27 protein-coding genes are annotated in these 23510 nt (G+C 67.1%); 7 read left to right on the top strand and 20 right to left on the bottom strand.

Annotated elements, in window-relative coordinates; translation table 11 throughout:
- Nucleotides 1-27 precede the first annotated feature (27 nt).
- From WAB17_RS05255 to WAB17_RS05240, 4 genes are all read left to right on the top strand, one after another.
- Entirely contained in the window at nt 28-933 is a 906-nt protein-coding gene (locus WAB17_RS05255; protein WP_435418965.1) for an Hsp33 family molecular chaperone HslO, read from the top strand.
- An 80-nt stretch (nt 934-1013) separates the two neighbouring features.
- Complete coding sequence (locus tag WAB17_RS05250; protein ID WP_435418964.1) at nt 1014-1430, top strand: DUF3617 domain-containing protein; 417 nt, start codon at nt 1014-1016, stop codon at nt 1428-1430.
- 61 nt (nt 1431-1491) lie between these two features.
- Nucleotides 1492-2196 (top strand): 7-cyano-7-deazaguanine synthase QueC, encoded by a 705-nt coding sequence (gene queC / locus WAB17_RS05245; RefSeq protein WP_435418963.1) that lies wholly within the window; start codon nt 1492-1494, stop codon nt 2194-2196.
- A complete protein-coding gene (locus tag WAB17_RS05240) occupies nt 2159-3826 on the top strand; it encodes an MFS transporter (RefSeq protein WP_435418962.1) in 1668 nt (555 codons plus the stop codon). The genes queC and WAB17_RS05240 overlap by 38 nt, the downstream gene beginning before the upstream one ends.
- Before the next feature lie 28 nt (nt 3827-3854).
- On the opposite strand, the gene WAB17_RS05235 is transcribed toward WAB17_RS05240, so the two are convergent.
- The 19 genes from WAB17_RS05235 to WAB17_RS05145 all read right to left on the bottom strand — a co-directional run bounded on the left by WAB17_RS05235 (nt 3855) and on the right by WAB17_RS05145 (nt 20231).
- Complete coding sequence (locus tag WAB17_RS05235) at nt 3855-4382, bottom strand: superoxide dismutase family protein (RefSeq protein WP_435418960.1); 528 nt, start codon at nt 4380-4382, stop codon at nt 3855-3857.
- A gap of 93 nt (nt 4383-4475) precedes the next feature.
- The gene (locus tag WAB17_RS05230; RefSeq protein WP_435418959.1) at nt 4476-5600 is read right to left on the bottom strand and encodes an OmpA family protein; all 1125 of its coding nucleotides are present in this window, start codon (nt 5598-5600) and stop codon (nt 4476-4478) included.
- A 190-nt stretch (nt 5601-5790) separates the two neighbouring features.
- Nucleotides 5791-6249: a DUF2793 domain-containing protein gene (locus WAB17_RS05225; protein ID WP_435418958.1), complete on the bottom strand. Its 459-nt coding sequence runs from the start codon at nt 6247-6249 to the stop codon at nt 5791-5793.
- A gap of 81 nt (nt 6250-6330) precedes the next feature.
- Complete coding sequence (locus WAB17_RS05220) at nt 6331-8499, bottom strand: phage tail protein (RefSeq protein ID WP_435418957.1); 2169 nt, start codon at nt 8497-8499, stop codon at nt 6331-6333.
- A gap of 13 nt (nt 8500-8512) precedes the next feature.
- A complete protein-coding gene (locus tag WAB17_RS05215; protein WP_435418956.1) occupies nt 8513-8917 on the bottom strand; it encodes a peptidoglycan endopeptidase in 405 nt (134 codons plus the stop codon).
- A complete protein-coding gene (locus WAB17_RS05210) occupies nt 8914-9729 on the bottom strand; it encodes a DUF2163 domain-containing protein (RefSeq protein WP_435418955.1) in 816 nt (271 codons plus the stop codon). The genes WAB17_RS05215 and WAB17_RS05210 overlap by 4 nt, the downstream gene beginning before the upstream one ends.
- Entirely contained in the window at nt 9726-12050 is a 2325-nt protein-coding gene (locus WAB17_RS05205) for a DUF2460 domain-containing protein (protein WP_435418954.1), read from the bottom strand. The genes WAB17_RS05210 and WAB17_RS05205 overlap by 4 nt, the downstream gene beginning before the upstream one ends.
- 4 nt (nt 12051-12054) lie before the next feature.
- On the bottom strand, nt 12055-12633 hold the full coding sequence (locus WAB17_RS05200) for a tail tape measure protein (protein ID WP_435418953.1): 579 nt from the start codon (nt 12631-12633) through the stop codon (nt 12055-12057).
- Nucleotides 12626-12841, bottom strand: coding sequence for a phage tail assembly chaperone (locus tag WAB17_RS05195; protein ID WP_435418952.1), 216 nt, complete (start codon nt 12839-12841; stop codon nt 12626-12628). The genes WAB17_RS05200 and WAB17_RS05195 overlap by 8 nt, the downstream gene beginning before the upstream one ends.
- Nucleotides 12838-13140, bottom strand: a complete 303-nt coding sequence (locus tag WAB17_RS05190) for a gene transfer agent family protein (protein WP_435418951.1) — start codon at nt 13138-13140, stop codon at nt 12838-12840. The genes WAB17_RS05195 and WAB17_RS05190 overlap by 4 nt, the downstream gene beginning before the upstream one ends.
- Nucleotides 13137-13544: a phage major tail protein, TP901-1 family gene (locus WAB17_RS05185; RefSeq protein ID WP_435418950.1), complete on the bottom strand. Its 408-nt coding sequence runs from the start codon at nt 13542-13544 to the stop codon at nt 13137-13139. Before WAB17_RS05185 ends, WAB17_RS05190 begins: the two co-directional genes overlap by 4 nt.
- A gap of 145 nt (nt 13545-13689) precedes the next feature.
- Complete coding sequence (gene gp17, locus WAB17_RS05180) at nt 13690-14082, bottom strand: tail completion protein gp17 (RefSeq protein ID WP_435418949.1); 393 nt, start codon at nt 14080-14082, stop codon at nt 13690-13692.
- 158 nt (nt 14083-14240) lie between these two features.
- Nucleotides 14241-14783, bottom strand: coding sequence for a head-tail connector protein (locus WAB17_RS05175; protein ID WP_435418948.1), 543 nt, complete (start codon nt 14781-14783; stop codon nt 14241-14243).
- 321 nt (nt 14784-15104) lie between these two features.
- Entirely contained in the window at nt 15105-16232 is a 1128-nt protein-coding gene (locus WAB17_RS05170) for a phage major capsid protein (RefSeq protein WP_435418947.1), read from the bottom strand.
- Nucleotides 16233-16314: 82 nt separating this feature from the next.
- On the bottom strand, nt 16315-16752 hold the full coding sequence (locus WAB17_RS05165; protein WP_435419335.1) for an HK97 family phage prohead protease: 438 nt from the start codon (nt 16750-16752) through the stop codon (nt 16315-16317).
- A gap of 32 nt (nt 16753-16784) precedes the next feature.
- Entirely contained in the window at nt 16785-17093 is a 309-nt protein-coding gene (locus tag WAB17_RS05160) for a DUF6127 family protein (RefSeq protein ID WP_435418946.1), read from the bottom strand.
- Nucleotides 17090-18238, bottom strand: a complete 1149-nt coding sequence (locus WAB17_RS05155; RefSeq protein WP_435418945.1) for a phage portal protein — start codon at nt 18236-18238, stop codon at nt 17090-17092. The genes WAB17_RS05160 and WAB17_RS05155 overlap by 4 nt, the downstream gene beginning before the upstream one ends.
- 167 nt (nt 18239-18405) lie before the next feature.
- Nucleotides 18406-19728 carry a DNA-packaging protein gene (locus WAB17_RS05150; RefSeq protein ID WP_435418944.1) on the bottom strand — a complete coding sequence of 441 codons (1323 nt, stop codon included), beginning with the start codon at nt 19726-19728 and terminating at the stop codon, nt 18406-18408.
- Entirely contained in the window at nt 19725-20231 is a 507-nt protein-coding gene (locus tag WAB17_RS05145) for a hypothetical protein (RefSeq protein WP_435418943.1), read from the bottom strand. Before WAB17_RS05145 ends, WAB17_RS05150 begins: the two co-directional genes overlap by 4 nt.
- 232 nt (nt 20232-20463) lie before the next feature.
- On the opposite strand from WAB17_RS05145, the gene WAB17_RS05140 reads away from it, so the two are divergent.
- On the top strand, nt 20464-21123 hold the full coding sequence (locus WAB17_RS05140) for a YqaA family protein (protein ID WP_435418942.1): 660 nt from the start codon (nt 20464-20466) through the stop codon (nt 21121-21123).
- Here WAB17_RS05140 and WAB17_RS05135 read toward each other — a convergent pair.
- Nucleotides 21120-21806: a Crp/Fnr family transcriptional regulator gene (locus WAB17_RS05135; protein ID WP_435418941.1), complete on the bottom strand. Its 687-nt coding sequence runs from the start codon at nt 21804-21806 to the stop codon at nt 21120-21122. The genes WAB17_RS05140 and WAB17_RS05135 overlap by 4 nt on opposite strands.
- 57 nt (nt 21807-21863) lie before the next feature.
- On the opposite strand from WAB17_RS05135, the gene WAB17_RS05130 reads away from it, so the two are divergent.
- Nucleotides 21864-22715, top strand: a complete 852-nt coding sequence (locus tag WAB17_RS05130) for a sterol desaturase family protein (RefSeq protein WP_435418940.1) — start codon at nt 21864-21866, stop codon at nt 22713-22715.
- A gap of 88 nt (nt 22716-22803) precedes the next feature.
- Nucleotides 22804-23490: an aquaporin gene (locus tag WAB17_RS05125; RefSeq protein ID WP_435418939.1), complete on the top strand. Its 687-nt coding sequence runs from the start codon at nt 22804-22806 to the stop codon at nt 23488-23490.
- Nucleotides 23491-23510: the final 20 nt, after the last annotated feature.

The following is a 23510-nucleotide window of genomic DNA, read 5'->3' as shown; positions in this document are numbered from 1 at the left end:
GCCCGGGCATTGCCCATATCCGCGCGAATGAGCGACTATCTGATCGATGATGGCGAGACCCATGAGGATCGCCTGCTGACCTTTACCATTCCCGGTCGCAATGCGCGCGGCCGGGTCGTGCGGCTTGGTCCGGTGCTGCGGGAAATCCTCGCCGCGCACGACTACCCTCCTGCTATAACCCACCTGCTTGCCGAAGCATTGGTGGTGGCAACGCTCGTCGGCGGCCTGATCAAGGATGGCGAAGGCCAGATGACCATGCAGGCGCAGACCAAGGGCGGCATCGTCAGCCTGCTGGTGTGCGATTTCAAGGCCGGTGCTGTTCGCGGTTACGTCGACTTCGACAGGGAGCGACTGGCGAGTGTCGGAGCAAATCCCACGCTGGCGGCACTGTTCGGCGAGGGATATCTCGCGGTCACATTCGATATGCAGACCGGCGACGGACGCTACCAAGGGGTCGTGCCGCTGGAGGGCGACAGCCTGGCGCAAGCTTGCGAGACATATTTTGCCCAGTCCGAACAGGTCCCGACGCTTATCCGTGTCACTGTTAAGTCCGGACCCGAAGGGTGCGAGGCGGCAGGCTTGCTGGTGCAGCATCTGCCGGACGGGGAAGAGGGGCGCGAGCGGCTTCATGTGCGGCTGGAGCACCCGGAGTGGGAGCATGTCGCCGTCATGGCCGGCAGCATCCGGCATGACGAGTTGCTCGACCGTGCATTGACCATGGAGGCGCTGGTATGGCGGCTCTTCCATGAGGAGGCCGAAGTGCGTGTGGAGCGTGGCGGCCAGTTGAGCCGTGGCTGCCGCTGCTCGGCGGAGCACTATGAAAACGTTCTAAGGCGTTTTCCGGAAGAGGAACGGGCCGAGATGCGCGACGAACAGGGTAGTATCTTGGTCGATTGCGCCTTCTGTTCGCGGCAGTTCGCGATAATGCTTTGAACGAGAAGTCTTGTCGCAAATGAGGCATGACTGCATATATTCATAAATCTACCGCAAAGGTCGCAGACGGAGGAACAGGAATGGCGACGCGTTTTCGCGCCCGCATGCGGTCCTTTGCCGTCATGCTGGCGACCAGTTCGATAGTTTTGGGCGTCCCGACAGTGGCGCAGGCGCCGTCGCTTGCCATGCTCGACGGGTTGCAGAAGGGCGAATGGGAAATTCGCTACCGCACCGGTGAGCCCACGCAGCGTATCTGCTTGCGGACGGGGAGGGAACTGATCCAGCTGAAACACCGGCAGGCCGGTTGCAATCGCTTCGTGGTGGAGGACGCACAGGGCGAGGTGACCGTGCAATATACCTGCCCCGGCGACGGCTATGGCCGGACCAATATCCGCCGGGAAAGCGCGGTGCTGGTCCAGCTCGAGACGCAAGGCATTGCGGACGGGCGACCGTTCTCCGCCACCGGCGAAGGCCGGAGAATGCGGCCCTGCCCCTGAGCCGTATGGCTTCCGACAGTTAGGGCTTGGGCGGTGCAGCGCTTTGCGCTAGCCCGAGGCTATGCATGTTGAGCCCAGACGGTCCGCGGCAATCTTGTTGTCCGGCGGCCTCGATTCCATGGTCACCGCCGGAATTGCCCGCGAACAGGGATTCGTCGTCCACGCGCTGACGATCGATTATGGCCAACGCCACCGCATCGAGTTGCAATCTGCGAAGCTGATTGCGGAGAAGCTGGGGGTGGAGCGCCATGTGGAGATTGCAGCGGACCTGCGCGCCTTGGGCGGTTCGGCCCTGACCGCCGATATCGATGTGCCCAAAGGTGGCGTCGGGGACGATATTCCGGTGACCTATGTGCCGGCTCGCAATCTCGTTTTCCTGTCATTGACCACGGCTTTCGCCGAAGCCTCCGGCGCGCGCGATATCTTCATCGGTGTCAATGCGCTCGATTACTCGGGCTATCCCGATTGCCGACCTGAGTTCATCGAGAGCTTCGCGCACACCGCCAACCTCGCTACGAAAGCCGGGGTCGAGGAAGGGGCGCCGTTCCGTATCCACGCACCGTTGCAGTACATGACCAAGGCGGACATCGCGAGGGAGGCTGCACGACTTGGGCTCGACTCCGCCTGGAGCTGGTCGTGCTACGACCCGTTGCCGGACGGGCGACCCTGCGGTGCGTGCGACAGTTGTCGCCTCCGTCGCAAGGGATTTGCCGATGCGGGGCTTGCAGATGGCCTCGCCTATCCGACAGACGCGCCGCCAGTATAGAATTGATCGAGGGAGAGACACTTTGACCGGACACAACGAAAGCAGCCAGCCGGCGAATGCACCCGCTGCAGATGCGCCGGTGCCCGCCTACAGCTGGTATGCGCTCGGCGTGCTTGTCGTAGTCTATATCCTCAACTTCATCGACCGGCAGATCCTCTCGATCCTTGCCAACGATATCAAGGCTGACCTCGGCGTTCCCGACGACTATCTGGGCTTTCTGTACGGCACGGCTTTTGCTGTCTTCTACGCCCTGTTCGGGATCCCGCTCGGAAAGCTGGCGGACAACTGGCACCGGGTGCGACTGATGACTATCGGGCTGTTCCTGTGGTCGGCCATGACCGCCTTGTCCGGCTTTGCGAAGAATGCGACCATGCTGACGGTCGCCCGCATCGGGGTCGGAGTGGGGGAGGCAACTGCCAGCCCTTCGGCCTATTCGCTGATCTCGGACTGGTTTCCCCAGCGACTGAGAGCCACTGCATTGGCAGTCTATTCGTCCGGGCTGTACATCGGCGGCGGTATTTCGCTCCTGATCGGCGGCTTGGTGGTCGAGAACTGGAACGAGGCCTTTCCGGATGGTGGACCCTTCGGCCTTGTCGGATGGCAGGCCGCGTTTCTCGCCGTAGGCGTACCGGGCCTCCTGCTGGCGCTGTGGGTACTCAGCCTGAAGGAGCCCGAACGCGGGGCCATCGACGGCATGCCCACGCCCGCCAATCCTCAGCCTTTCAAGGGTTTCTTCGAAGAGCTGTTCCAGGTCATCCCGCCGTTTACCATTATCGGCGCTGCCATGCAGGGGGCGGGGGCCTTGGCAGTCAACCTCGGCGGGCTGGCTTTCTTTGCCGCATCGGTGATCGGATTGTCGGCAGTCGTGCCGGCGAGTTCGAATATCATCCCCGGGATCGCCGACCAGTGGCTGTTTCTGGGTGTCGGCTATTACGCTGTCTTCAGCTGGGCGGCTGCCCTTCGTCGGCGCGATCTGCCGACGTTTCGGCTGACATGGGGATCGCCTGCATTCCTGACCGTAATTCTCGGCTACGGCATGGTCGCCTTTACCGCATATGCGGGGTCCTACTGGGGTGCCCCGCATGCTGAACGTGTTCTCGGCGCCGACAAGAGTGATCTCGGTTGGTTCCTGGGCGCGCCGTCTGCCGTCGCTGGTTTCCTGGGTGTCATACTTGGTGGGCGGATGGCAGATTACCTGCTGGAACGGCGGGCCGATGGGCGGATCTGGGTGGTGCTGTTCGGCCTTGTGACCACTGTTCCCCCTGTGGCCCTGGCCTACACGACGAGAGACGTCACGGTGTTCTATGTCGCCAGCTTCGTTGCCCAGATGACATCGGCCTCGGCACTGGGCGCCGCTGCGGCTAGCAGCCAGGCGCTGGTACTGCCCCGTATGCGGGGAGTAGCAACGGCGACATTCTTCCTTTCCACCACCTTGGTCGGCTTGGGCCTCGGGCCATTCATGGCAGGCTATGTGTCAGCGCTGAACGGCGATGACCTTGGGCTGGGCGTATTGAGCACACTGATCGTTGCACCGATCGGGCTCGTATTGCTGCTGCTCGCACTCAAATTCGTGCCGCAGGCAGCGGCCAGCGTCGTGGAGCGTGCACGCGCGGCGGGCGAGGCAATTTGACTTTTGGACTGCCCTTCAACATTCTCGCCTAGCTACGGGTGAGTACTGCGCAGGCGACGCGGCTTCCGGCATTGCCTGCTGGTTCGCTGGTGCCGTCGTCCGGGTCGGCATGGATTACAACCGCTGTGCCGTCCGCGTCGAAGAGGATCGGCATCAGTTCTGCCGTAGAGCCTCTCAATTCCACTGTTGCGGTCGCGGTGCCCTGCGCCGAGACAACAAGGTTCGGCAGGTCGCCCAGATGCGGCCCGTCGGCATCATTGAGGCCGTGTCCCCTGCCGGCGGGGTTGAGATGGCCGCCTGCCGATGTGAAGTCGGGGCGAGTGCAGGTTCCCGTGGTGTGGAGATGAAATCCGCGCTGTCCAGGGGCAAGTCCCGTTACAGCAACTGCCAGCGTAACCGTTTCCCCTCCGCCCAGCAGTCGAGCTGTCCCGGCGGGAATCCCGTTGGAAAGGAAGAAGTTGCCGGAGGCTAGCTGTTCCGTCGGTAGCTCCCCGATCGACTGGCAGCCGGCGAGGGCAAGCGATGCGGTCAAGAGGCTGAGCGTCGTTTTCATCATATACCCCCAAGGCAATTCTCTGCTGATGAGGTTACAACGAAAAAGGGGCCGGATTGCTCCGGCCCCTTTCGAACTTCTTCGCAGGAAGCGAACTTACATGCCCGAACCCGGACCGTAAGTGATTTCCACGCGGCGGTTCTGCAGTTCCCGTACGCCGTCGGCGGTCGGGACGCGGTTCTTGGTTTCGCCGAAGGCTTCGGTCGAAATCCGGGCATCCGGAATACCGCGGCCGGCGAGGTACTGGCGAACTGCGGCGTTACGGCGCTGCGAAAGGCCGACGTTGTAGGTCGCTGCACCCGAACGGTCGGCGTGACCGGCGAGCATAACAGCAGCCGTACCGCAGTTGGCATAGGCAGCCACAGCGTTGTTCAGGATGTTCGCGCCCTCAGGCGTGATGTCCGACTTGTCCCACTCGAAGAACACGATGTACGGACCCGTGTTGCACGGCGGCGGGGGCGGCGGGACCGGACGCGCAGGCGGCGGGGTCACGACAACCGGCGGCGGCGGCGGCACAACAACCGGCGGCGGAGCGGGCGGCTCGCCGAAGTTGTAGGTCAGCGTGCCGAGCAGCGAGTGCGAACGGAAGCGGGTTTCGAGGTCGCGACCGGCGCGGTCGACCAGTTCGACGCCTGCGGCGTTGAACAGACGGTACTTCACGCCCACGTCCCAACGGTCGTTGAGCGGAGCGCGGACACCGGCAAGGATCTGCCAAGCGAAACCGCTGTCCGAATCGTCGATACCAGCCGGGCCGGATTCAGTAATGCGGGCGTTGATCGCAGTGCGGGCAACGCCGACACCGCCGCCAACGAAGGCCTGCAGGCCATCGTCCGGACCGAAGTCGAACAGGCCATTGACCATGAAGCTCAGCGCATTGGCTTCGCCGCTAGCAGGATAGGCGCCTGCAGGAGCGACAAACAGGGTCTGGCGTGCCGGGAAACCGGCCACACCGGCCGTCACCGAATCGATGTCGGCTTCGCGATAGCTGGCTTCCGCTTCGAGGCGGAACGGGCCGAAGTCGTAACCGACCAAGCCGCCGAAGTCGTAGCCTTCTTCGGCTTCGAGAGTGAGATCGTTGGCCGCGCCGTTGACGTCGAATTCGAGATCTTCGACGATCATTACACCGCCGTCGACTTCGACATACCAGGCATCGTCACGAGCCAGGGCCGGCGATGCGATGGCAGTGGAGGCCAGCGCCATTCCGATGACGAGTTTCCTCATTATAGTATTCCCCTTTTAGCGAATTGGAGCCACCAAGAGACTCCCATCTAACTTTTCCCCACAACAGTGGCAAGCTGGCAAACGCCCCAACCTGTTGCAAGAATGCCGCAATTTACGAAGCCTGGACAAAATCTTGCCCTAATCTGAACTCCGATACTGTGCGCAACGTCCCCGATGCGCACCGGTTCCATCATGAGGGCGGAAAAATTCCAGCCATGGTCAATGCGTTGAGGATTGCGGCAATTACGACACGCGATTCCGTATCGATTGTCGCCCCGCCATCCGGCGGAGCGATCGGCGCCGCGACCAGCCAGGCATCATCGTACCGCAACGACTGGCGCTGCGCTACCGACCAGCAGGTCATCCCGGGACAAGGGGCGATAAAATGCCAGCTTCCGCCACCAAAGGTGGCAATGGCATTGTCGCGCCCAAGCCATGGGCCGCTCGCGCCGTCAGCGACCAGCCAGCATTCTCCTTCACCCGGCGCCTCGGGCGGCGATGTGGCCGAGCCTTCGACAGCGGGATGGGCCAGCGCATCCAGTCGGGCCAGCGCTTCGTTGATGACGGCTTCCTTCTGGGCCTGTGCCGGGAAGAGGAAGGGCAGGGAGTGCCTCGCGGACAGGCTGGTGTAGCGGATCGGTTCGGACATGGGATCTTCTCCTATGGGTCGGCGAGATCATCTGGACGGGGGTTATTTTTCTGGCGAGAGCCGCGCCGAATTGGCGGAATTCTAGGCAATGGTTTCCAGCAACAGCGGGGGCGACAGGGCCTGGCTTCCGACCTGGCGGACCCAAAGATCTTGCCCCGAGGCGAGTGCGCGCAATTCGGCCCACTCGCCTGCATCGACGGCAAAGCTTGCCGTTCCCGCTTGCCATTGGCGCAGCGGTGCGTCGGTCTCTCCCACCCCGACGAGCCAGCTTTCGCGCTCTTCGACAAGGGGCGGGTCTGTAACCCATGGCCACCCCCAGCTTCCCCTGCTTCGCCTCGTCCAGCGCCACGACCGGGAACCGTCTCCGGCGCGTTCGCTCCGCGGGTGGACAGGGCAAAGCGGGGCAATGCTTGCCATCGGGTTCCAGAGGGGTGCCAACACTGGCTCCGTGTCACCCAACCCGATGGCCGCAAGCTGTTCCGGCGGTTGCAGCGAGCCTGATGAAAGGGGCAATGCCGTCACCGCATCGTCGAGCAGGACGACACGGGTTCCGGCCTCATGGCCTGTTGCTGCAGCGGTTTCGGTGCCGCCCCGGCCGCGCAGCAGGCCGGTCAGCCGCCACCGCGTGCCGCCTATGGAAACGGCGCGCGCGAATTGCACCACTTCCGCCCCGATGAGCAGGCGGTTGGCACCGCTCGTCATGGCATCTGCGGACGCATCGGCCAGCCTGTCGCCGGGACCCGTCAGATCGACCTCCACCATAGCGCTGCACTCGAGGACGAGGGCCGGCGATGGTGCCAGCGCCTGGACGAGCGTGCCGATCGTGGCATCGGCGCGCGGGGCGATCGGGAGCGGCGTGAGCAGTCCGCCCTCGACGGCAAAGAGTTGCGTTGCTTTCGGGGTTCCTGTCGTTGCGACAGCGACCCATGCCTGGCGTTGCAGCGGACTTCCGTTGCCATCCCACGGAAGTTCGAAATAGGACAGCAGCGAAGGGCCCTGCACGACATCCCGCGCCAATCCTGCGCTGCCTGCTGCACCGCCACCCGTCCGTGCTGCCCCCGGTCGCCTGCGCAGCAGTTCAAGCTCGACGCCGCGTTCGCGCCATTCCCATCCCGTCACCAGCCACTCGCCGCCGTGACCGGGAACGGTAACGACACTGCCCGGTGCCACCGCCGGGTCCAGTTCGGCCATACGCCAGGCCAACCGTTCCCGGCTCCAGCGGGCTCGCTGGCTGGCGGCTTCGGCCAGGTCCCTGGCCCGTGCAGCAGGCAGCACTCCGGGAAACTCGATGGTCTGCTGGCCCGACGCAGGGGCCGGGCCGATCGCCCGCTGGATGCCGGGTTGGTAATCGCGTTCCGGGTCGTAATGGCGTAGCGCGCGCGGGCTTTCGTCGCTCTGGGGCAGGCGGGCACTGCGACTGCCCGAAAGTCCGCCGAAGTCACCGTCATCCCATGCTGCAACAGCAGTCGGCAGGCCGACGGGCGAGGCCATGCGTTGGGGATCGATGAAGCGCAACTGCGCTTCGCCGCCCTCGCAGGACAGAGGATATACCGCATCGATCGTGGCCAGCCCGTCGGCGAGCGAGCCGCCATCCAGCGCGAAGCCTGCCAGGCCGGCAAGCTCGACCGACGCATCGGCACCGTCCAGCAACGACGCCAGGCCGACCTCGGCGTCGTCCGCAATCACTTCGAACGAGAGCGCCGGGACCCGGTTGCCGAAATCGTTGAGGTCGAGATCTTCGAATACGGCATAAGCCGTGCCGCGAAAGGCGGGGCATGCACCGCCTTGCGCCGACGCGATCAGAGGGTCGGGCGACTGGTCGCCGCGACCGGTGTGGATGCGCACGGTCACCGCCGCCTTCAGGTCGCCTGCCGCACCGCGTAGCAGATTGCCGTCGGCCCAGATGCGCCCGACCCGCTGGATGGGGCGGCTCGACAGGGCGACCGCGAAAGAGGTGGAGTAGCTGTAGCTCGCGGTCCGCGGCTGTCCCTTGCCCCCGCTGGTGCTGCGGTGCTCGATCAGGTCTGTGGCCCAAATGATCGAACCGGCAACGCGCATGGTTCCGTAGATCCGCGGCACCGGCTGGCCGTAGCTGGAGGTCGACACGGCCAGCTCGGTCAGGCGCGGGCCCTCGCGGACCGGGCTGCCGATGAGTGTCCCGTCGACCTGCCGGCCGATCAGCGCGCCGACCGCGCCGCCGACAGGGCCACCGACAAGAGTGCCGACAGCGGAAAGGACAAGGGTGGCCATGGCAATGTTCCGATCAGGTCAGGCGCCAGTGGCGCAGCAACGGCCACGGCGCGGGAAAGGGGGTCTCGACGACACGCCGCAACGAGGCGTGCGCGTGGACGAAACTGTGCGAACCGAGAGCGACCAGCAGGTGATGCTGTGCAGGCCCCGGCCGCACGAGGAGGATATCCCCGCCAAGCGGGGGCCGCGTCGCGCAGGGCACTTCAATTCCTTCGACCAGGGCCAACCATGGCGCGATGTCGGCATTGCGGAGGCCGTAGGCTGCGGGGAACGACAAGGGACGTCCCGCCGCCTCGAGGCATGCCAGCACCACGCCAACACAATCGAGCCCCGTCGCGCAATCGCGCCCGTGAAGGCGAAAGCGGGTCCCGATGAGTGCTCGGGCATGGTCCGCGATTCGTTCCCCGACTTCGCTCATTGCGGGCTCGGGTATCGGGCAAGCAGGTCGTTGCCGGGCAGGAACGGTTCGCCCTGGAAGTTGGCGGCATTGCCAAACCGGGCATGGCAGGTGGCGAGCGTATGGTCGCAGCCCTGCCTGAGCAGCGCCCGATCTCCCGCCATCGTGCCCGGGTCGAGCGGGGTGTCGAGAAGGATTTCGCCGCCCTCGACCGCAACGATCTCCATGGTCATGCCGATATGCGGCCCCTCCAGCCAGCGGACCGAGCCGAACGTGTAGGGCTCGGGATCGATGCCGGCGAAAGTCACGGCATCCCGGGCGTGATCGACGGTTGCGACCATCCCTTCTTGCATGAATCTCGCCGCCGAGAGCGTGCAGCCGGGGCCGCAGAAGCTGGCGCGGCAGCTCGGTGCTGTCCGAGGGACGGGATCGGCGGCAAGCTGCGCTTTGGCGGAGAGCAATTCGGCGGTGAACCCGCCTGCCTCGGCACTGACCGTGCCGATGGAGCCGGCGTAAAGCTGGCTGCGGTCGAGAGTTTCCCAGTCGATCGCGCCGATCCGCACCCGCGCGCCGTCGAAGCGACCGCGGGCGAGGTCGCCGGCGGATATGCTGTCATGCGACAGCGGCCCCTGCATCTCGGCGCTGTCGCCATCGAGGCCGGAAGTCTTGCGGATCGCGCTCGGCAGGATGCCCGGCGCCGCACGGTGAACCACCCCGTCGAAGGCGAGGTCCCTGTTGTGGCTGGTGAAGCCGAGCGTCACGCCGTCGCACCGCTCGATGCGCCACCAGGTCGCGACGCCTTCGAGTTCGGTGGCGAAGAAGATGTGGGTCATACCGCCTCGCGAACTTCGACCAGCGGCACGGAGGGCGCCTCGCCCGCGGCAAAGGTCGCGCCGCTGACGTCGAGCCGGTCTTCAGCAAAGCGCACCGGCACGTCGAACAGGAAGCCGGCGGTGATCTTGGCACCGGCGGGCGGAGCGCTGTCGAACACGATCTTGCCGCCGTCCCGCAAGGCCCATCCGTCGACCGGCTGTCCGTCGATCGCGACGAGGACCGTGCCCGCGCGCGGCCGGGTGATCGGGCGCAATTGCGGTTCCTCGCCGCTGCCGTAGCGTTTCACCAGGGCGAAGTCGGCGGTCAGGCCGTCGCCATTCCCCAATCGCTCGTCGGTGGCGGTCGGGGTGCCGGTCATGCCGCTGGAGCTGAAATCGAACGGGTCGCCCAGACGGAACCCCCGCGCGGCCCCGCGCCGGGCGCGGAAGAAGGCGATCAGCGTGCCGAGCTCGTTTTCGGACCGGATGCCCGGCCCGACATCGAAATGGAGCCGCGCATCGGACCACAGCGAATTGCGCCGCTCGTGACCGGAGGCGGTGACCGCGACGGTGGTCGAGAATTCGGGGCTGACCCCGGTGTCGCGGCCTAGGGCGAGCGGGTAGAGCACATCGTCGAAGGCGTGCATGTCGGTCTCCTGTGGGGTAGCGAGGCGGGTGTAGCCGTCGCGCGCGATCTGCGGGCTGGCCCAGACAAAGCGCTGCGCGACGCCGCGCGCGGCGGCCTCGTCGAGCGCGGCGTCGATCAGCGGCCAGAACCGCTCGGCATCTTCCGCGCGCAGGACGAAGCCGGAAAGGTAATCCTGCCGCTCGACCGGATAGCCGAGCCGGGCGTCGAACTCGGCATAGGCCGCACGGCGCAGCGACTGTGCGCCCGCGGTGAGCCAGTCGTAATCTTCCAGCTGCAGGCGGTCGAAGGCTGGCCAGGCCCAGCCGCTCGGCAGGTTGGCACGCTTCAGTTCGGGCATTTCGGCGTCGAGGATCGTAGGGGTGAAGGCCAGCAGCAGGATTTCTGCCGGACCCGCCGCTGCGGAGCGTACTGCATCGGCCAGCGCGGCGGTCGATTGCGCCAGCAAGGCTCCGGCAGCATCGAGCAGCGCGGTCTGTGCTGCCGTCATGGTGCCGCGCATATCGGCGATGACCGGCGGCGACCCGCCCAGCGCGGCTTTTGCCGCCGCATCGTAGAGGCATGGCGCGCGTGTGGACGGGACGACCCACCACCACGGTTCGCCGATCTGGAACAGCACCGGCAGGCTCGCCGCTTCCAGCAGGGCGACGATGCGTGCGGCGACCGCCTGCAGCCAGCCCATCGCCTCGGCGTTGGCGGGGGAAAGCAGCGCCGAAGGCGGCTCCCAGCCCGTGCGGGCCGGCGTGCCGTCATGCGCCCGCTGCTGCCAGGCATCCGGGCAATGCTCGGCAAACAGCTCGTAGGAAAGCGAGGCAATGACGCTGTAGCCCATCGCCTCGGCGCACGAGAAAAAGTCGGCGTGCCAAGCTTCGGCCGGGGTACAGAGTGCTCCGTCGAAACTCGCCACCAGCCGCCCGCCACTCTCTTCCAGCCGGAAAAAATGGCTCATGCCCAGGTAATGAAGGATGCGCCCGCGATAGCCGAGTGCGCGGGCCTGGCGGAGAAGACGGGCCGGGGTCTGGTTGAAGCTGTCGTCATAGGCGGTTGCGATCTGCTCGCCATGCGGGGGCAGCAGGACGTCGCCGATCTCCAGCATCGCGCGCTCGCCTTCGCAGGCGATGGCGGTGAGCTCGACCCAGCCGTCGGCCCGCTGAGGCAAAGGCGCGCTGCTCCCCGCGACATAGCCCGGCGGCACCAGCGAGACGAACATCCGGTCGATATCCTTCGGCCAGACCGGTTGCCCCGGCAGCACGAAGCCGCTTTCGAGGTCCGAGAAGCGCAGTTCGACCTGCGCATCTTCGGGCGTGCCGTCCGCATAGTTCCACAGGCGCACATACCAGGCGCGCGGTGCGCCTTGCGCATCGCGACCTTCAATCGTCAGCGTCGGTCCGTTGACCGCATCGAGCGCGATTGCGCCAGACGAGCGCCAGCGGAAACGCAACACGGTATGTTCGTAATTGCGGTCGGTCGCGTAGGCGCAAAGCGGGTGGTCGAGCCTGTCGACGCTGTCCCAGATCAGCCCGGCAAGCTCGCCTTCGTGATGAAACTCGCAGTCGACCCGCAGGCTGTCCGGGCCCGTCGTCACGACACTTGCCATCATCGGGCGCGGGAAATTGACCGTCCAGAAGCGCGGATCGAAACGCTGGATGTGGTCGTGGTGTTGCCCGTTGCGTTCCCGGGCCAGCCAGAAGGTCATGTCCTTATCCTTCGATCAGGGCGCGCCTCACGGCGCTGGCGAGCTGGCGGCTGGAGCGTTGCATGGCGCGCGGCGCATCGGCTCCGCGCGGAGCGTTGAGGCGGATGGCGACGCTGACGCTGCGTCCGCCGCCCGCGCTTGGCGGCTCGACCCGGCCCGCGCTGGTCGGCACGAACAGTTCGGGTCCGCGTTCGCCGACGAGGTATCCGCGCCCGGGCGATACCGGCCCGCCGGTGGCACGGCCGGGCAGGCCGAAAATGCCGCCGAGGAGGCCGCCGAACAGGTCGCCCAGTCCGCCCCCCGCACTTCCGGCCCCGGAACTGAACAGCTTGTCGAGACCGAGCTGCAGGGCCTGCGCGGCGATCTGGTCGAGCATCCGCGCGGCGATGCGTTGCAGGTCCTCGAATCCGAGCGAGCCCTTGCGGATCGCGGTCAGCAAACCGCGCTCGAGCACGTCGCCTGCCCTGGCGAAGCCGTCGACGAGCGTGCCGTCGAAGCTGCTGCGCATCTGCGCGATATCGTCGCTGAATCCCTGCGTGCTGGCGCGCACGTCGATCAGCAACTGGTCGATGGTGTCATCCATGGGCGTCGTGCTCCATCATGCGGGCGATGTCGCCGCGGGTCAGCGGGGCGGCGCCGGGATCGGTCGGGCCGAGCGCCAGCATCAGGTCGGCGGGGGTCGCGTGCCAGAAGGTGTCGGGCGCCCAGCCCAGGCGCTGCGAAGCGATGGCGAGCAGGCGCGGCACGGTGTCGGCAAGCCTCCCCTCCCGCAGGCGGGAGGGAGCAGTCATCCGCTGCCCTTCAGGATCGCGCCAAGCAGGGCGCGCAGCGGCTTCGCGCAGGCGGCAAGGCCTTGGGAAGCGACCGCCTCGCCCACGTCGTCGCGCGTCAGGCCTTCGCGCTGTACCAGGCAATGCCAGAACAGCGCGGCGATCTCGGACAGCCGAAGCCCGCCTGCCCCGGCCCGTTCGATCAGCGCGAACAGCGGGCCGATCTCGTCCTCGGCCGCGATCAGGGCGGCGAAGGTCGGGCGCAAGACGCGATCCTGCCCGCTTATGTGCAAGCTCGCTTCGTCTCTCAGGCTGTTCATGCCGGCACCACCGCACCGGAACTCTCCAGCTGCATGGTGTAATTGCGCTCGCCGTTGAAATCGCCGGCATAGTCGAGCCGCTGGACGAGGAACCGCCCGCGCAGCTTTGCGCCGTCTTCGAACGACAGCTCGTAATCATCGATCGTGCCCGCCAGCGCATGGGCCTGGACCCGCGCTTCGGCAGCGCTGCCGAGGAATATTCCCGCCGCGCTGACGCTGACCGAGCGGGTGCCTGCACCGGAAAGCAGCTCGCGCCAGCCGCCCGAATCCTTGTGCGTGACGACGACAGAGTCGCCATTGATCGACATCTGCGTCGTGCGGAGCCCTGCGACAGTGTCGTATGCGGGCGGTTGGGCCCCGTCGGCAATCTTGAGGAGGAAGGCGGAGCCTTTCTGGGCGGTCATGGGGTTTCTCCGATCAGGTGGTTCAAATTACCCGTCACCCCGGACCTGATCCGGGGTCCCGCTTTCCTTGAGTTTGGCGCGTGGCCTGCAGAAAGCGGGACCCCGGCTCGGTGGCCGGGGTGACGAGGGATTGGGAAACGATGCTTCAAGCAGCCGCCAGGCAGCGGAAGGCGAACTCCACCAGCGTTGCGCGGACATTGTTCGCCCGCCGTTCGCTGCGGGCGCGCAGGAAGCGGGTGGTGATGACGGTGAAGCCGGGCAGCGCGGGAGGAAGCGCGAAGATACGCTGCTCGATCGCGGCAACGGTATCGGCCAGCACGCCCGCCGCATCGCCGCGATGGTTGAGCTCGAAGGCGACGCGGATCTCGCGGCCCTGCCGGTCCTTGGCGCTCCAGTCGGCCGAGGCGCTGGCGACCAGCGCCAGCCACGGCATGCTGGCGCGGCCGGTTTCCTGCTCGTCGACGAGGTTGAGCGCGGCAATGGGGGCAGGCGCGGCACGCAGCCAGTCGAGCAGCGCGGCGCGCAGGGTGATTTCCATGGGCTATCTCCCTCCGAACAACGGCCACAGAGCGGCGGGCGAGCGCCACGCGCGCTGAGCGTCGCGGGTGCGGGCGAGGTGGGCCAAGACGAGCGCCCTGGCTTTCTCGGTCAGCGAACGTTGCTGCTGCGTCGGGGCGGGCGAGGCTTCGGCGCGGATCATGCGAGGCGCATCCGGCGCCAGGGCCGCCACAGCGCCGCGATGGCGGCAGGCGGGTTGGGGCCGCCCTCACCGTCGCGCGATCTGTAGTTGTGCGCGGCGAGGCGCAACACGCCATGGCGCAGGCCGTCGGGTAGCGCCTCCCATTCGGGCACCAGCCCGGCGAGGCAGCGCACCGCGACCCGCCGCATCACCCCGGCATGGCGCAGGCGGACGAGCCCGCGGCTGTCGCCGGTAATGTCGATCTCGTAGTCGCCGACCGCGAGGGCGCTGCGCGTGCCGTCGGTGGCGATCGCTTCGACCCCGTCGATCAGGTGGACCGGCGAGGCATGGAGCCCTTGCCATTCGCAGGTCGCGGCGTGGATTTCCTCCAGCCTTGCGGCAAGCGGCATGGTGCCGGTGAAAGCCTCGCAGGTCTCCAGCGCCGCGCGCAGCAGCGCCTCCAGCGACGCATCGTCCTGCGTGGTGGTGATGGCGAGCCAGTGTTTGAGCTCGGCCAGCGCGCCGCCGATGTCGGGCGGCGTGATCAGTGTCCGCTGCATGGCGGTCTCCCGGATGTGAATAGGGGTGTGCCCGCACCGCTCGCCAGGAGGAGAGGTGCGCAGCGATGCGGGCACGTTATTGTTTTCCGCAAGCGCGTCCGCGCTCGCGATATCCTCGCACCTTCGGTGCTGCGGGCGCCCGGTCGGGCTTGCGGACGGCTTCTCGCCGACCGTGCTCCGCGTCCAGGCCTCGACTTGGCTTACAAGCGGGGGAAACGCGAGCCGTAGGCGAGGGCAAGGGCAACTGCCCGCCCGCAGCGACGCGACCTTCGGGTCGCATGAGCGAGGATTTCGCGCGCCGGATGGCGTGCGGAAAACAAACTACACTTCGATCTTCAGCAGCTTGATCGCGTTCGAATCGAGCACCTGCCCGCCCACGCGCTTGGTGGCGTAGAAGTGGACGAAGGGCTTGTTGGTGAAGGGATCGCGCAGGATCTGCGTCGCGGTCCGTTCGGCGATGAGGTAACCGTGGCGGAAATTGCCGAAGGCGACGGGGAAAGCGCCGTTGGCGATGTCGGGCATGTCCTCGGCCTCGACCACCGGATAGCCGAGCAAGCGGTCGGGCTGGCCTTCGACCAGGCCCGGCTGCCACAGGAACGCGCCGTCGGCGGTCTTGAGCTTGCGCACCTCGGCCAGCGTCGCGGAGTTCATCACGAAGCTCGCGCCCTGGCGGTGGCCGGCCTTCATCGTGTGGACGAGGTCGATCAGCTTGGCGTCGGGATTGCTGCCGAAGCCCGCCGCATCGCCGGTGCCGATGTATTGCAGCGTACCGAAGGGGCGGTCGCCGTCGAAGTCCTCGCTGGTCGGCGCGCTCAGGAACCCGCGCGGCTGGTTCACGCCGTTGCCGTGGACGAAGGCGGCCCCTTCGGCGCGGGCGAACTCGGTCGCGATCTCGCTGGCGAGCCATGCTTCGAGGTCGAACCCGGCATCGTCGAGCATAGCCTGCGAGGCGGCGGGGTTGGCGTAGAGCTCGCCCGTCGGCGGGGCGATTTCGCTGAACTGCGGCGTGTCGGTCTCGGGCCGGGCAGCGGTCTCGCTGACCCAGCCGCTGGCGGTGCCGCCGAGGCTGACGAGCTTGCGATAGCCGCTGGTGCCGGTCTGGACGACCTGGGCGATGGCGCGGATCGGGCTGATCTCGGTCAGCGCGCGGGCGATCGCCGCATCGATCTCGCGCGGCACTGCGTAGCCGCCGTCGGCCGGCACTGCGCCGCTGATCGACTTGATCTCGGACGTGGAGCCGCGGCGGAGGTAGCCGTCGACGAAGCCCTTCACTTCCGGGCTGTCGGCGCCGCCGATGGCGGGGCGGGCGGCTGCGCGGCCGATGCGATCGACGCGGGCCTTCACCTCGTCGACGTCGGAGCGCAGGGATGCGACCTCGCTGTCGATCCGGTCCTGGCGGGCGACGATATCGAAGCTCTGGGTAGCGGTGTCGGGGATTTCGGTATCCATGGGGCAGTTCACCTTTCGTGGGGGAGGGTGGGCAGAAATTCCCGGTCGCGCAGCGACCGCAAGCGCGACTGCGCGCCCGAGCTTATGCGAGGAAGCCAAGCGAGCCGGACGGCTCGCGCCCGGCGTTTGAGGGCGAGACAAAATGCACCCGCGCGCCGTGTTGGAGCGGGTGGGTGACGAGGCTGACTTCGAACAGGTCGATCTCCTCGAGCACGCGGCCCGTGGGTTCGTGGCGATAGCCGCGTGCGCGGTAGCCGAAGCTCAGGCCGTCGACCGCGCGGCGGGCGAGCAGCGTCGCGGCGCGGCCTTGGGGGTTGTCGATGCTGGCGATCACCCGCAGGCCGCGCGCGTCCTCCTCGGCGCGTTCGACCCAGCCGATGCGCTGGTCGGGGCGGTGCTGCCAGTAGAGCGGCAGCGGGTCGCGGCGGGAACTCAGCGTCTCCGCAAACGCCCCGGCGACGATGGTATCGCGCGCGGCATCGGGTGTACCGAACAGCGCTGCATATCCGGCGAGGCGCATCGCGCCGATCCTGCCCCGGACTTGATCGGGGGTCACTTCAGCATCTCCCCGACGCCCAGCCGCACGGCGATGCCGATCAGCAGCAGCGCGAAGATGCCGCGCGCGATCCACGCGACCGCCGCCTTCCACGCGCTCGCCTTGGCGTCGCGCCAGGCCTGCAGCAGCTCACGCAGCTCGTCGATATCGTCCTGCGCGCTCTCGTCGGACAGGCCGAGCCGGTGGAGCGCGCGCTCGGCCCCCACCTCGCTCGCTTCCTCGACCATGGCGCGCAGGGTGACGAGATCGCCCCCTTCGTGGGTCGCCTGCGCGATCAGCCGCGCCAGCATGTCTTCGCGGGTCATTGGCGTTCTCCTGTGATGCCGAGCATCCGGCGTTTCTCGTCGTCGGTGAGGAAGGCGGCGGCGCTGACCTGCGCCCACAGCCTCTCGCGGTCCTCGGAGAGCGCCGGGACGCGGTCGAGATCGACGGCCAGCGATGCATCCGCGAACCAGGGCGAAAGCCCGTCCGCGATCCCGCCGAGGATCTTCCCCGCCAGCGGCAGCAGCGTCAGCCGCCACAGCGCGCGGTTGGCCTCGCGGTAATTGGCGTAGGTGTTGTCCCCCGGCAGGCCGAGCAGCATCGGCGGTACGCCGAAGGCGAGCGCGATGTCGCGGGCGGCGGCTTCCTTCAGCGTGGCGAAGTCCATGTCCGCCGGGCTCATCGCCATCGATTGCCAGCTGAGCCCGCCTTCGAGCAGCATCGGGCGCCCGGCCTGCGCCTGCCCGCTGAAGGCCTGCTCCAGCTCGGTGCGCAGCCGCTCGAACTGGTCGGGGCTGAGCGTGCCGCCGTCGGCATTGGCGTGGATCAGCGCGCCGCTGGGCCGCGCCGAATTGGCCAGCAGCGCGCGGTTCCATTCGCTCGCGGCATTGTGGATCGCCACCGCCGCCCGCGCGGCGGACAGGCACCCCGCGCCATAATGGTCGTCGCCCGGATGGACGCTCTTCAGGTGGAGCATATTGGGCCAGCCGTCCTCGTCCTCAAGCGGGATGGTCAGCGTGCGGTCGGCCAGCCGATAGTCATAGGCGCGCGGCCAGCCGTCCGGGCCGGGCACGACCGAGACCCGCTCGGGCCGCAAGGCGAACAGCTCGACCGGCTGGCCAGCGGCATCCTTGGCGACCTGCACATAGGCATTGCCGTGAAGCGACAGGTGCAGCGCCAGGGTCTCGACCAGCGACTGACCCGCGCTGGGCGCGCGGATCAGGACGAGCAGCCGCTCGTCCGCCTCGGCCAGCGGCGCGCTGCCCACCCCCTCGGCAACGATCCGCACCGCCCGCTGCGCCACCGGGTTCTCGACAAAGGCCTCGCGCAGTGCCGCGCCATAATCGAACGGGCGGCGCGCACCGCCGTCAAAGGCCGTCGCCCAAGGGGATACAAAGCCACGCGAAACAGGCACGCGCGGCTGCCCCCCGCCCTTGAAGGCGGAGGTCAGGGAGGTGAGGAATGACATGGGGTTCTCCGAAAAACCCCTCTCCCCCCTTTTGCTTAGGGCGGGAGAGGGAGGAGCCCCGGACTTGATCCGGGGCGGAGGAAGAGGGGGCAGTGGTGTGAACCGCCGCTGGCGCGACGGACCCCTCTCCCAACCCTCTCCCGCAAGGGGAGTGGGTTATTGGCTTGTCAAAGTTTCGAGATTCGAGGCTCCGGACTCGGCCCCAGCATCAACTCACTGAGCGCCCACACCAGCGCATCGGCCCGGTCCGGCGAGCGGCCCGGCCCTTCGTAGCCGCCGCCTGCCATCAGCCCGCACAGCTCGTCCTCGAGCTTCGCGAACAGGCCCGCGTGCTTGACCCTGCCCGCTTCGTAAAGCGCGGCGACCGGCTCGGCGCGGGCGGCTTTGCCGCGGGCGGCGTGGACCAGCTTGACCGGCAGCGAAATGTCCGCCGCGCGCAGCACGCTGGCGACCATGGCGCCGCCTTGGTTGGCCTCGGCCACCACGCGGTCGGCGTGCCACGCGGCGGCGGCACCCGCGACAGCGCGGGCCCAGCGTTCGGGGCTGGCCTTCTCGATCGAGCAATCGGCCAGCACTACCGCGCTGCCGTCCTCCAGCTGCGCGGCGACGATGATCCCGCAGGCATCGCCGTTCGATGACGCCGGTGGATCGACGCCGATGACGACGCGGCGATGTGTCCTGTCGTCCACCGTGCCACGGCACCGTTCCAGCAAGGCCCGGCTCCACAGCGCGCCTTCGACCTCTTCGATCAGTTCGCCGCCCAGTTCCTGCCGCCCCAGCGTCGTCCCGGCGTATTCGCGGCGGATCGCCCGCAAGAAGGAGGGCGGAAGGTTGGCCGCGTTGTTGGCGGTCGTCCCCCGGGCAATCACGGCGTCTTGCTGCGCCAGCAGTCGCCGAACCAGGGGAACCTGGCGCGGCGTGGTGGTGGCGACCAGCTGCGGTGCCGGACCGAGCCGAAGGCCGAGCAGCAGATTGTCCCATGCCGCTTCGGCGCGTCCGCCGCTCACATCCCATTTGGCGATTTCGTCGCACCAGCCATGGCTGTGCTGCGGCCCGCGCAGGCTCTCCGGTTCGCCTGCGGAATAGAGCGTCGCCGTGGCCCCGCCGGGCCAGATCAGGCGCCGCAGCGAAGGTTCGAAGCGGGGGCGGCTGCGGGACGGTGCGATCGCCAGCAGGCCGCTCTCGCCCTCTACCATCACCCGCCGCACTTCGCCCAGTGACGATCCCACCAGCGCGATCCGGGCGGCGCCGTTCGCCTCTGCTACCATGCGAACCCATTCGGCCCCGGCACGGGTCTTGCCGAACCCGCGCCCTGCCATGATCAACCATAGCAGCCACGGCCCCGGTGGAGGGAGTTGTTCGGGGCGGGCCCACACCCGCCAGCACCGGCGTAGTGCCAGTCGCTGGCGCACGGTCATCTGCTTCAGGACGGCGGCACGCTTTGCGGGCTCGAGCTGAAGCAGTTCTTCGGCGTCACGCGAAGCGGTCATGACCTGTCGATCGCTTCGGCGGTTTCTGCCAGCAAGGCTTCGTTGGCAAGCCGGCGTTGGCGCATGTCCTCGATGAAGGCGTCGAGCGATTCGAGCACCGCTTCCTCATCCTCGTCCTCTGCCAGGGCGCGTGTTTCGGCCACGGTCTTGCGGTGCGCGGTCAGCAGGCGCAGCGCATTGGCCACGTCGAGCTTGCGGTCGGTCAATGTCCCGCGCAGGTAGGCCAGAACCTCCATTTCGAGATGTTCGTATCCTTCTGCCAGCGCAGCCCGCCAGGCGGCCGCAAAGTCGCCATGCTCCCGCCGCGCCTTGTAGGCCCGGCTGGGCGAAACACCGGCTGATTCCGCCGAGCGGGTCACGTTGGAAGTGGCGGCGAGTTCCTGGAGGAAATAGGTGCGCCAGTGCTTGCTGATCCTGCCCTCGCCGGCTGCCGCCCGCTGCTCTGGCGTGATGCGAACCGATTTGCGACGCTTGGTGCTCGCACGCAGTGTCTTGATCGCCATAAAAGTCATCCTGTCCTGCGCGATTCTCCTGCAGAGCACCGAAACGCCGACGGGCGGCGCTGCAAGGTGCAGGGCCGCCCGTCTCGACTCGGTTCATCGCGATGTTCCGTATATCTAACCAAAGAGCGTGACGATGTCAACAAAAAAGTGCCAAATAGGTTAATCGTCTTCGGTTGCGCGGTTGAGGCCGGTATCCTAAGGCCGCGCGAACTTCGACGGGACGCTGCCTCACATGATCATGAAACCGCTGCGCGGGATTTACGACTGGACGCTCGACAAGGCCGCGCATCCGCACGCCGTGTGGTGGCTGGCGCTATTCAGCTTCGTCGAGGCGAGCTTCTTCCCCATCCCGCCGCACCCGCTGCTCGGCCTGATGTGCCTTGCCGAACCGAAGAAGGCGATCCGCTTCGCCGCGGTGGCGACGCTGGCGTCGGTAGCGGGCGGGGTGCTCGGCTATGCCATCGGCTGGGGACTCTACGACACGGTCGGCACCCAGCTGCTCGAGGCGCTTGGGCTGACCGAGAGCTTCCCGCAAGCGGTGTGCTATCTCAACCAGTACGGTTTCTGGCTGTTCGTCGCCAAGGGCGCGACGCCGATCCCGTTCAAGCTGCTGACCATCACCGCGGGCTTCATGGGCATGAACCTGGCGCTGTTCCTGGTCGGCAGCCTCGTCAGCCGGGCGATCAGCTTCATGATCGTCGGCGTGCTGTTCCGGTTCTTCGGCGCGCCAATCAAGCGCTTCATCGACAAGTACCTGGGCCTCGTCACCGCGGGCTTCATCGCGCTCGTGATCGGCGGTTTCCTCGCCATCACCCTGCTGGGCGGCGGGGGCGAGAAGGCGGCGGACAAATGCTCCGCGGCGACGATGGAGCAGGCGGCCCGCGTCAGCTAGTCGAGCGTGGCCGTCAACAGCCGGTCGCGGTCGGGAATGGCGATGGTGCCGTAACCGCGCTCGATCAGGCGGCGCTTTTCCAGCACCCCCAGCGCGGCATTGGCGGTGACGCGGGTGACGCCGAGCAGGTCGGCCAGTTCCTGCTGCGTCACCCTGATCCGGGCCGGACCCGGCAGTTCGCCGGCCATGGTCGCGAGCAGGCCCGCCATCCGCGCCGGGTTTGTCCCGCGCCGCAGCCCCGCCAGCAACGACAGCGTCTCCTGCAATTGCGCCGACAGCGCCCCGATCAGCGCGCGGGTCGAGCCGGGATAGTTGCCCAGCGCATCGAGGAAGGGCCGCGCCCGGATCAGCCGGGCCGTGCTGGGGCCGCGCGACACCGCATCGACGATGCGCGGCTGGCCGGAGAACACCGCCAGCTCGCCGTAGGAATCGCCAGGGCCGAGCAGGGCTACCGCGCGAAACTCGCCCTCGGGCAGGAACTGGCCCACGGTGACCGCGCCTTCCTCGATCAGCCAGAACCCGTCCGCCGCATCGCCGCGCTGCTGGATGATCTGGCCGTCTTCGAAGGCATGCAGCGTCGCCCCGCGAACGAGGTGCGCCCGCAGCGCCGGGTCGAGCACCTCGAACAGCATGGGCGTGACGAGCGAGCGCCGAGTCGCATCGGAATGTAAGGCTTTTGACATTCTTTCGCTCAGGTAAACGCTAGCAAGCGAATCGCCAACTTGTTTGGGGAGAGGGAAATGCCCGGATCGACCGTCGCCGTGCTGGCGATCTACATCGGCTTCGGCCTGCTCGAACTGTGGCGGACGCAGCTGTTTGCCAAGGGCGAGCAGACCCGCGACGACGGCGTCGTCGAGGGCGTGAGCATGACCATGCTGCTGGCGGTGACCCAGCCGGGCATCGTCTTCCTCTCCGCTGCGATCATGGGCGCGGTGGCACCGCAGTGGGAAGGGGCGCTGGCGGATCTGAACGTCTTCGCTGGCGTAGCACTTTTCCTGCTGCTGGAGGACATGACCCAGTATTGGTGGCACCGTGCCAGCCACACCTTCCCCTGGCTGTACAATCTTCACCGCGCGCATCACAACGCGAAGTACATGAGCGTGCGACTAGTCTACAGAAATAACGTTATATATTATATGCTTATGCCCGGCCTGTGGAGCGCCGGGGTGCTGGTCTACCTCGGACTCGGCTGGGTCTATGCCGGATATCTGGTGGTCAAGATGGCGGTGATCATCGGCGCGCACTCCGACGTCGCCTGGGACCGGCCGCTGTACCGGATCAAGTGGCTCAGCCCCCTCATGTGGCTGGTCGAGCGAACCATCTCCACCCCGGCCACGCACCACGCCCACCACGGCCGCCATGCCGACGATCCGGCGACCCACTACAAGGGCAATTACGGGAACCTCCTGTTCTTCTGGGACGTGCTGTTCGGCACCGCGAAGATCACCCGCAGCTATCCGCAGAGCTACGGCGTCGAGAACCTCGCCCCAGCGACGCTCGGCCAGCAACTGCTGTGGCCGATCTTTCCCGAGAACAAGGCCGAGCCCGACGCAATCACGGTCGGAGAGGAAGCGGCCGCAAGAGCCGCCTGACCAGGCAGGTGGCGCAGTCTCGAGAAGGCTGCGTCACCTGTTCGAATCCCCGCTTCGCGTAACGCGCCGGCCACGCTAAGCGAACGCCATGACGATGGCACACCCTGCACTTGCGCAAAAACTCGCCGCCGAAGCGCTCGGCAGCTTCTTTCTGTTCGCCGCCGTGATCGGCTCGGGCGTGATGGCGGAGAACCTGGCGGGCGGGAATATCGCCATCGCGTTGCTCGCCAATACCATCGCGACCGGGGCGATCCTCTACGTCCTCATTGCCATGCTGGGGCCGATCTCGGGCGCGCATTTCAACCCTGCGGTGACCTTCGCCTTCCTGATGCGGCGCGAGATCGGGGCGCGTCACGCGATCCTCTATGTGCTGGCCCAGATCGCCGCCGGGGCGCTGGGCGCATGGGCGGTGCATCTCATGTTCGACCTGCCGATCCTGCAGCTGAGCACCAAGGCGCGCGCCGGCATCGGCCAGTGGAGCGGCGAATTCGTCGCCACCTTCGGGCTGGTGCTTGTGATTCTGACCCTGCTGCGAAACCGCGCCGAGGCGATCCCGGCGGGGGTCGCCCTCTATATCGTCAGCGCCTACTGGTTCACCTCCTCGACCAGCTTCGCCAATCCGGCGATCACCGTGATCCGCTCGCTCAGCGACACCTTCGCCGGGATTGCCGCGGCCGACGCGCCGCTGTTCATCGCCGCGCAGATGGCCGGCGCATTGTGCGCCGTCTTCGTTGCGCGCTGGCTGCTGGAGGAAAGCGCCCCGACCCCCTCTTGACGGCAGAATCGGTTTGGCGA

The organism is Parerythrobacter aurantius (assembly GCF_045291475.1).
Taxonomy (GTDB): domain Bacteria; phylum Pseudomonadota; class Alphaproteobacteria; order Sphingomonadales; family Sphingomonadaceae; genus Parerythrobacter; species Parerythrobacter aurantius.
The sequence above is the reverse complement of the archived record's forward strand: the minus strand, read 5'-3'. Positions and strand labels throughout refer to the sequence as shown.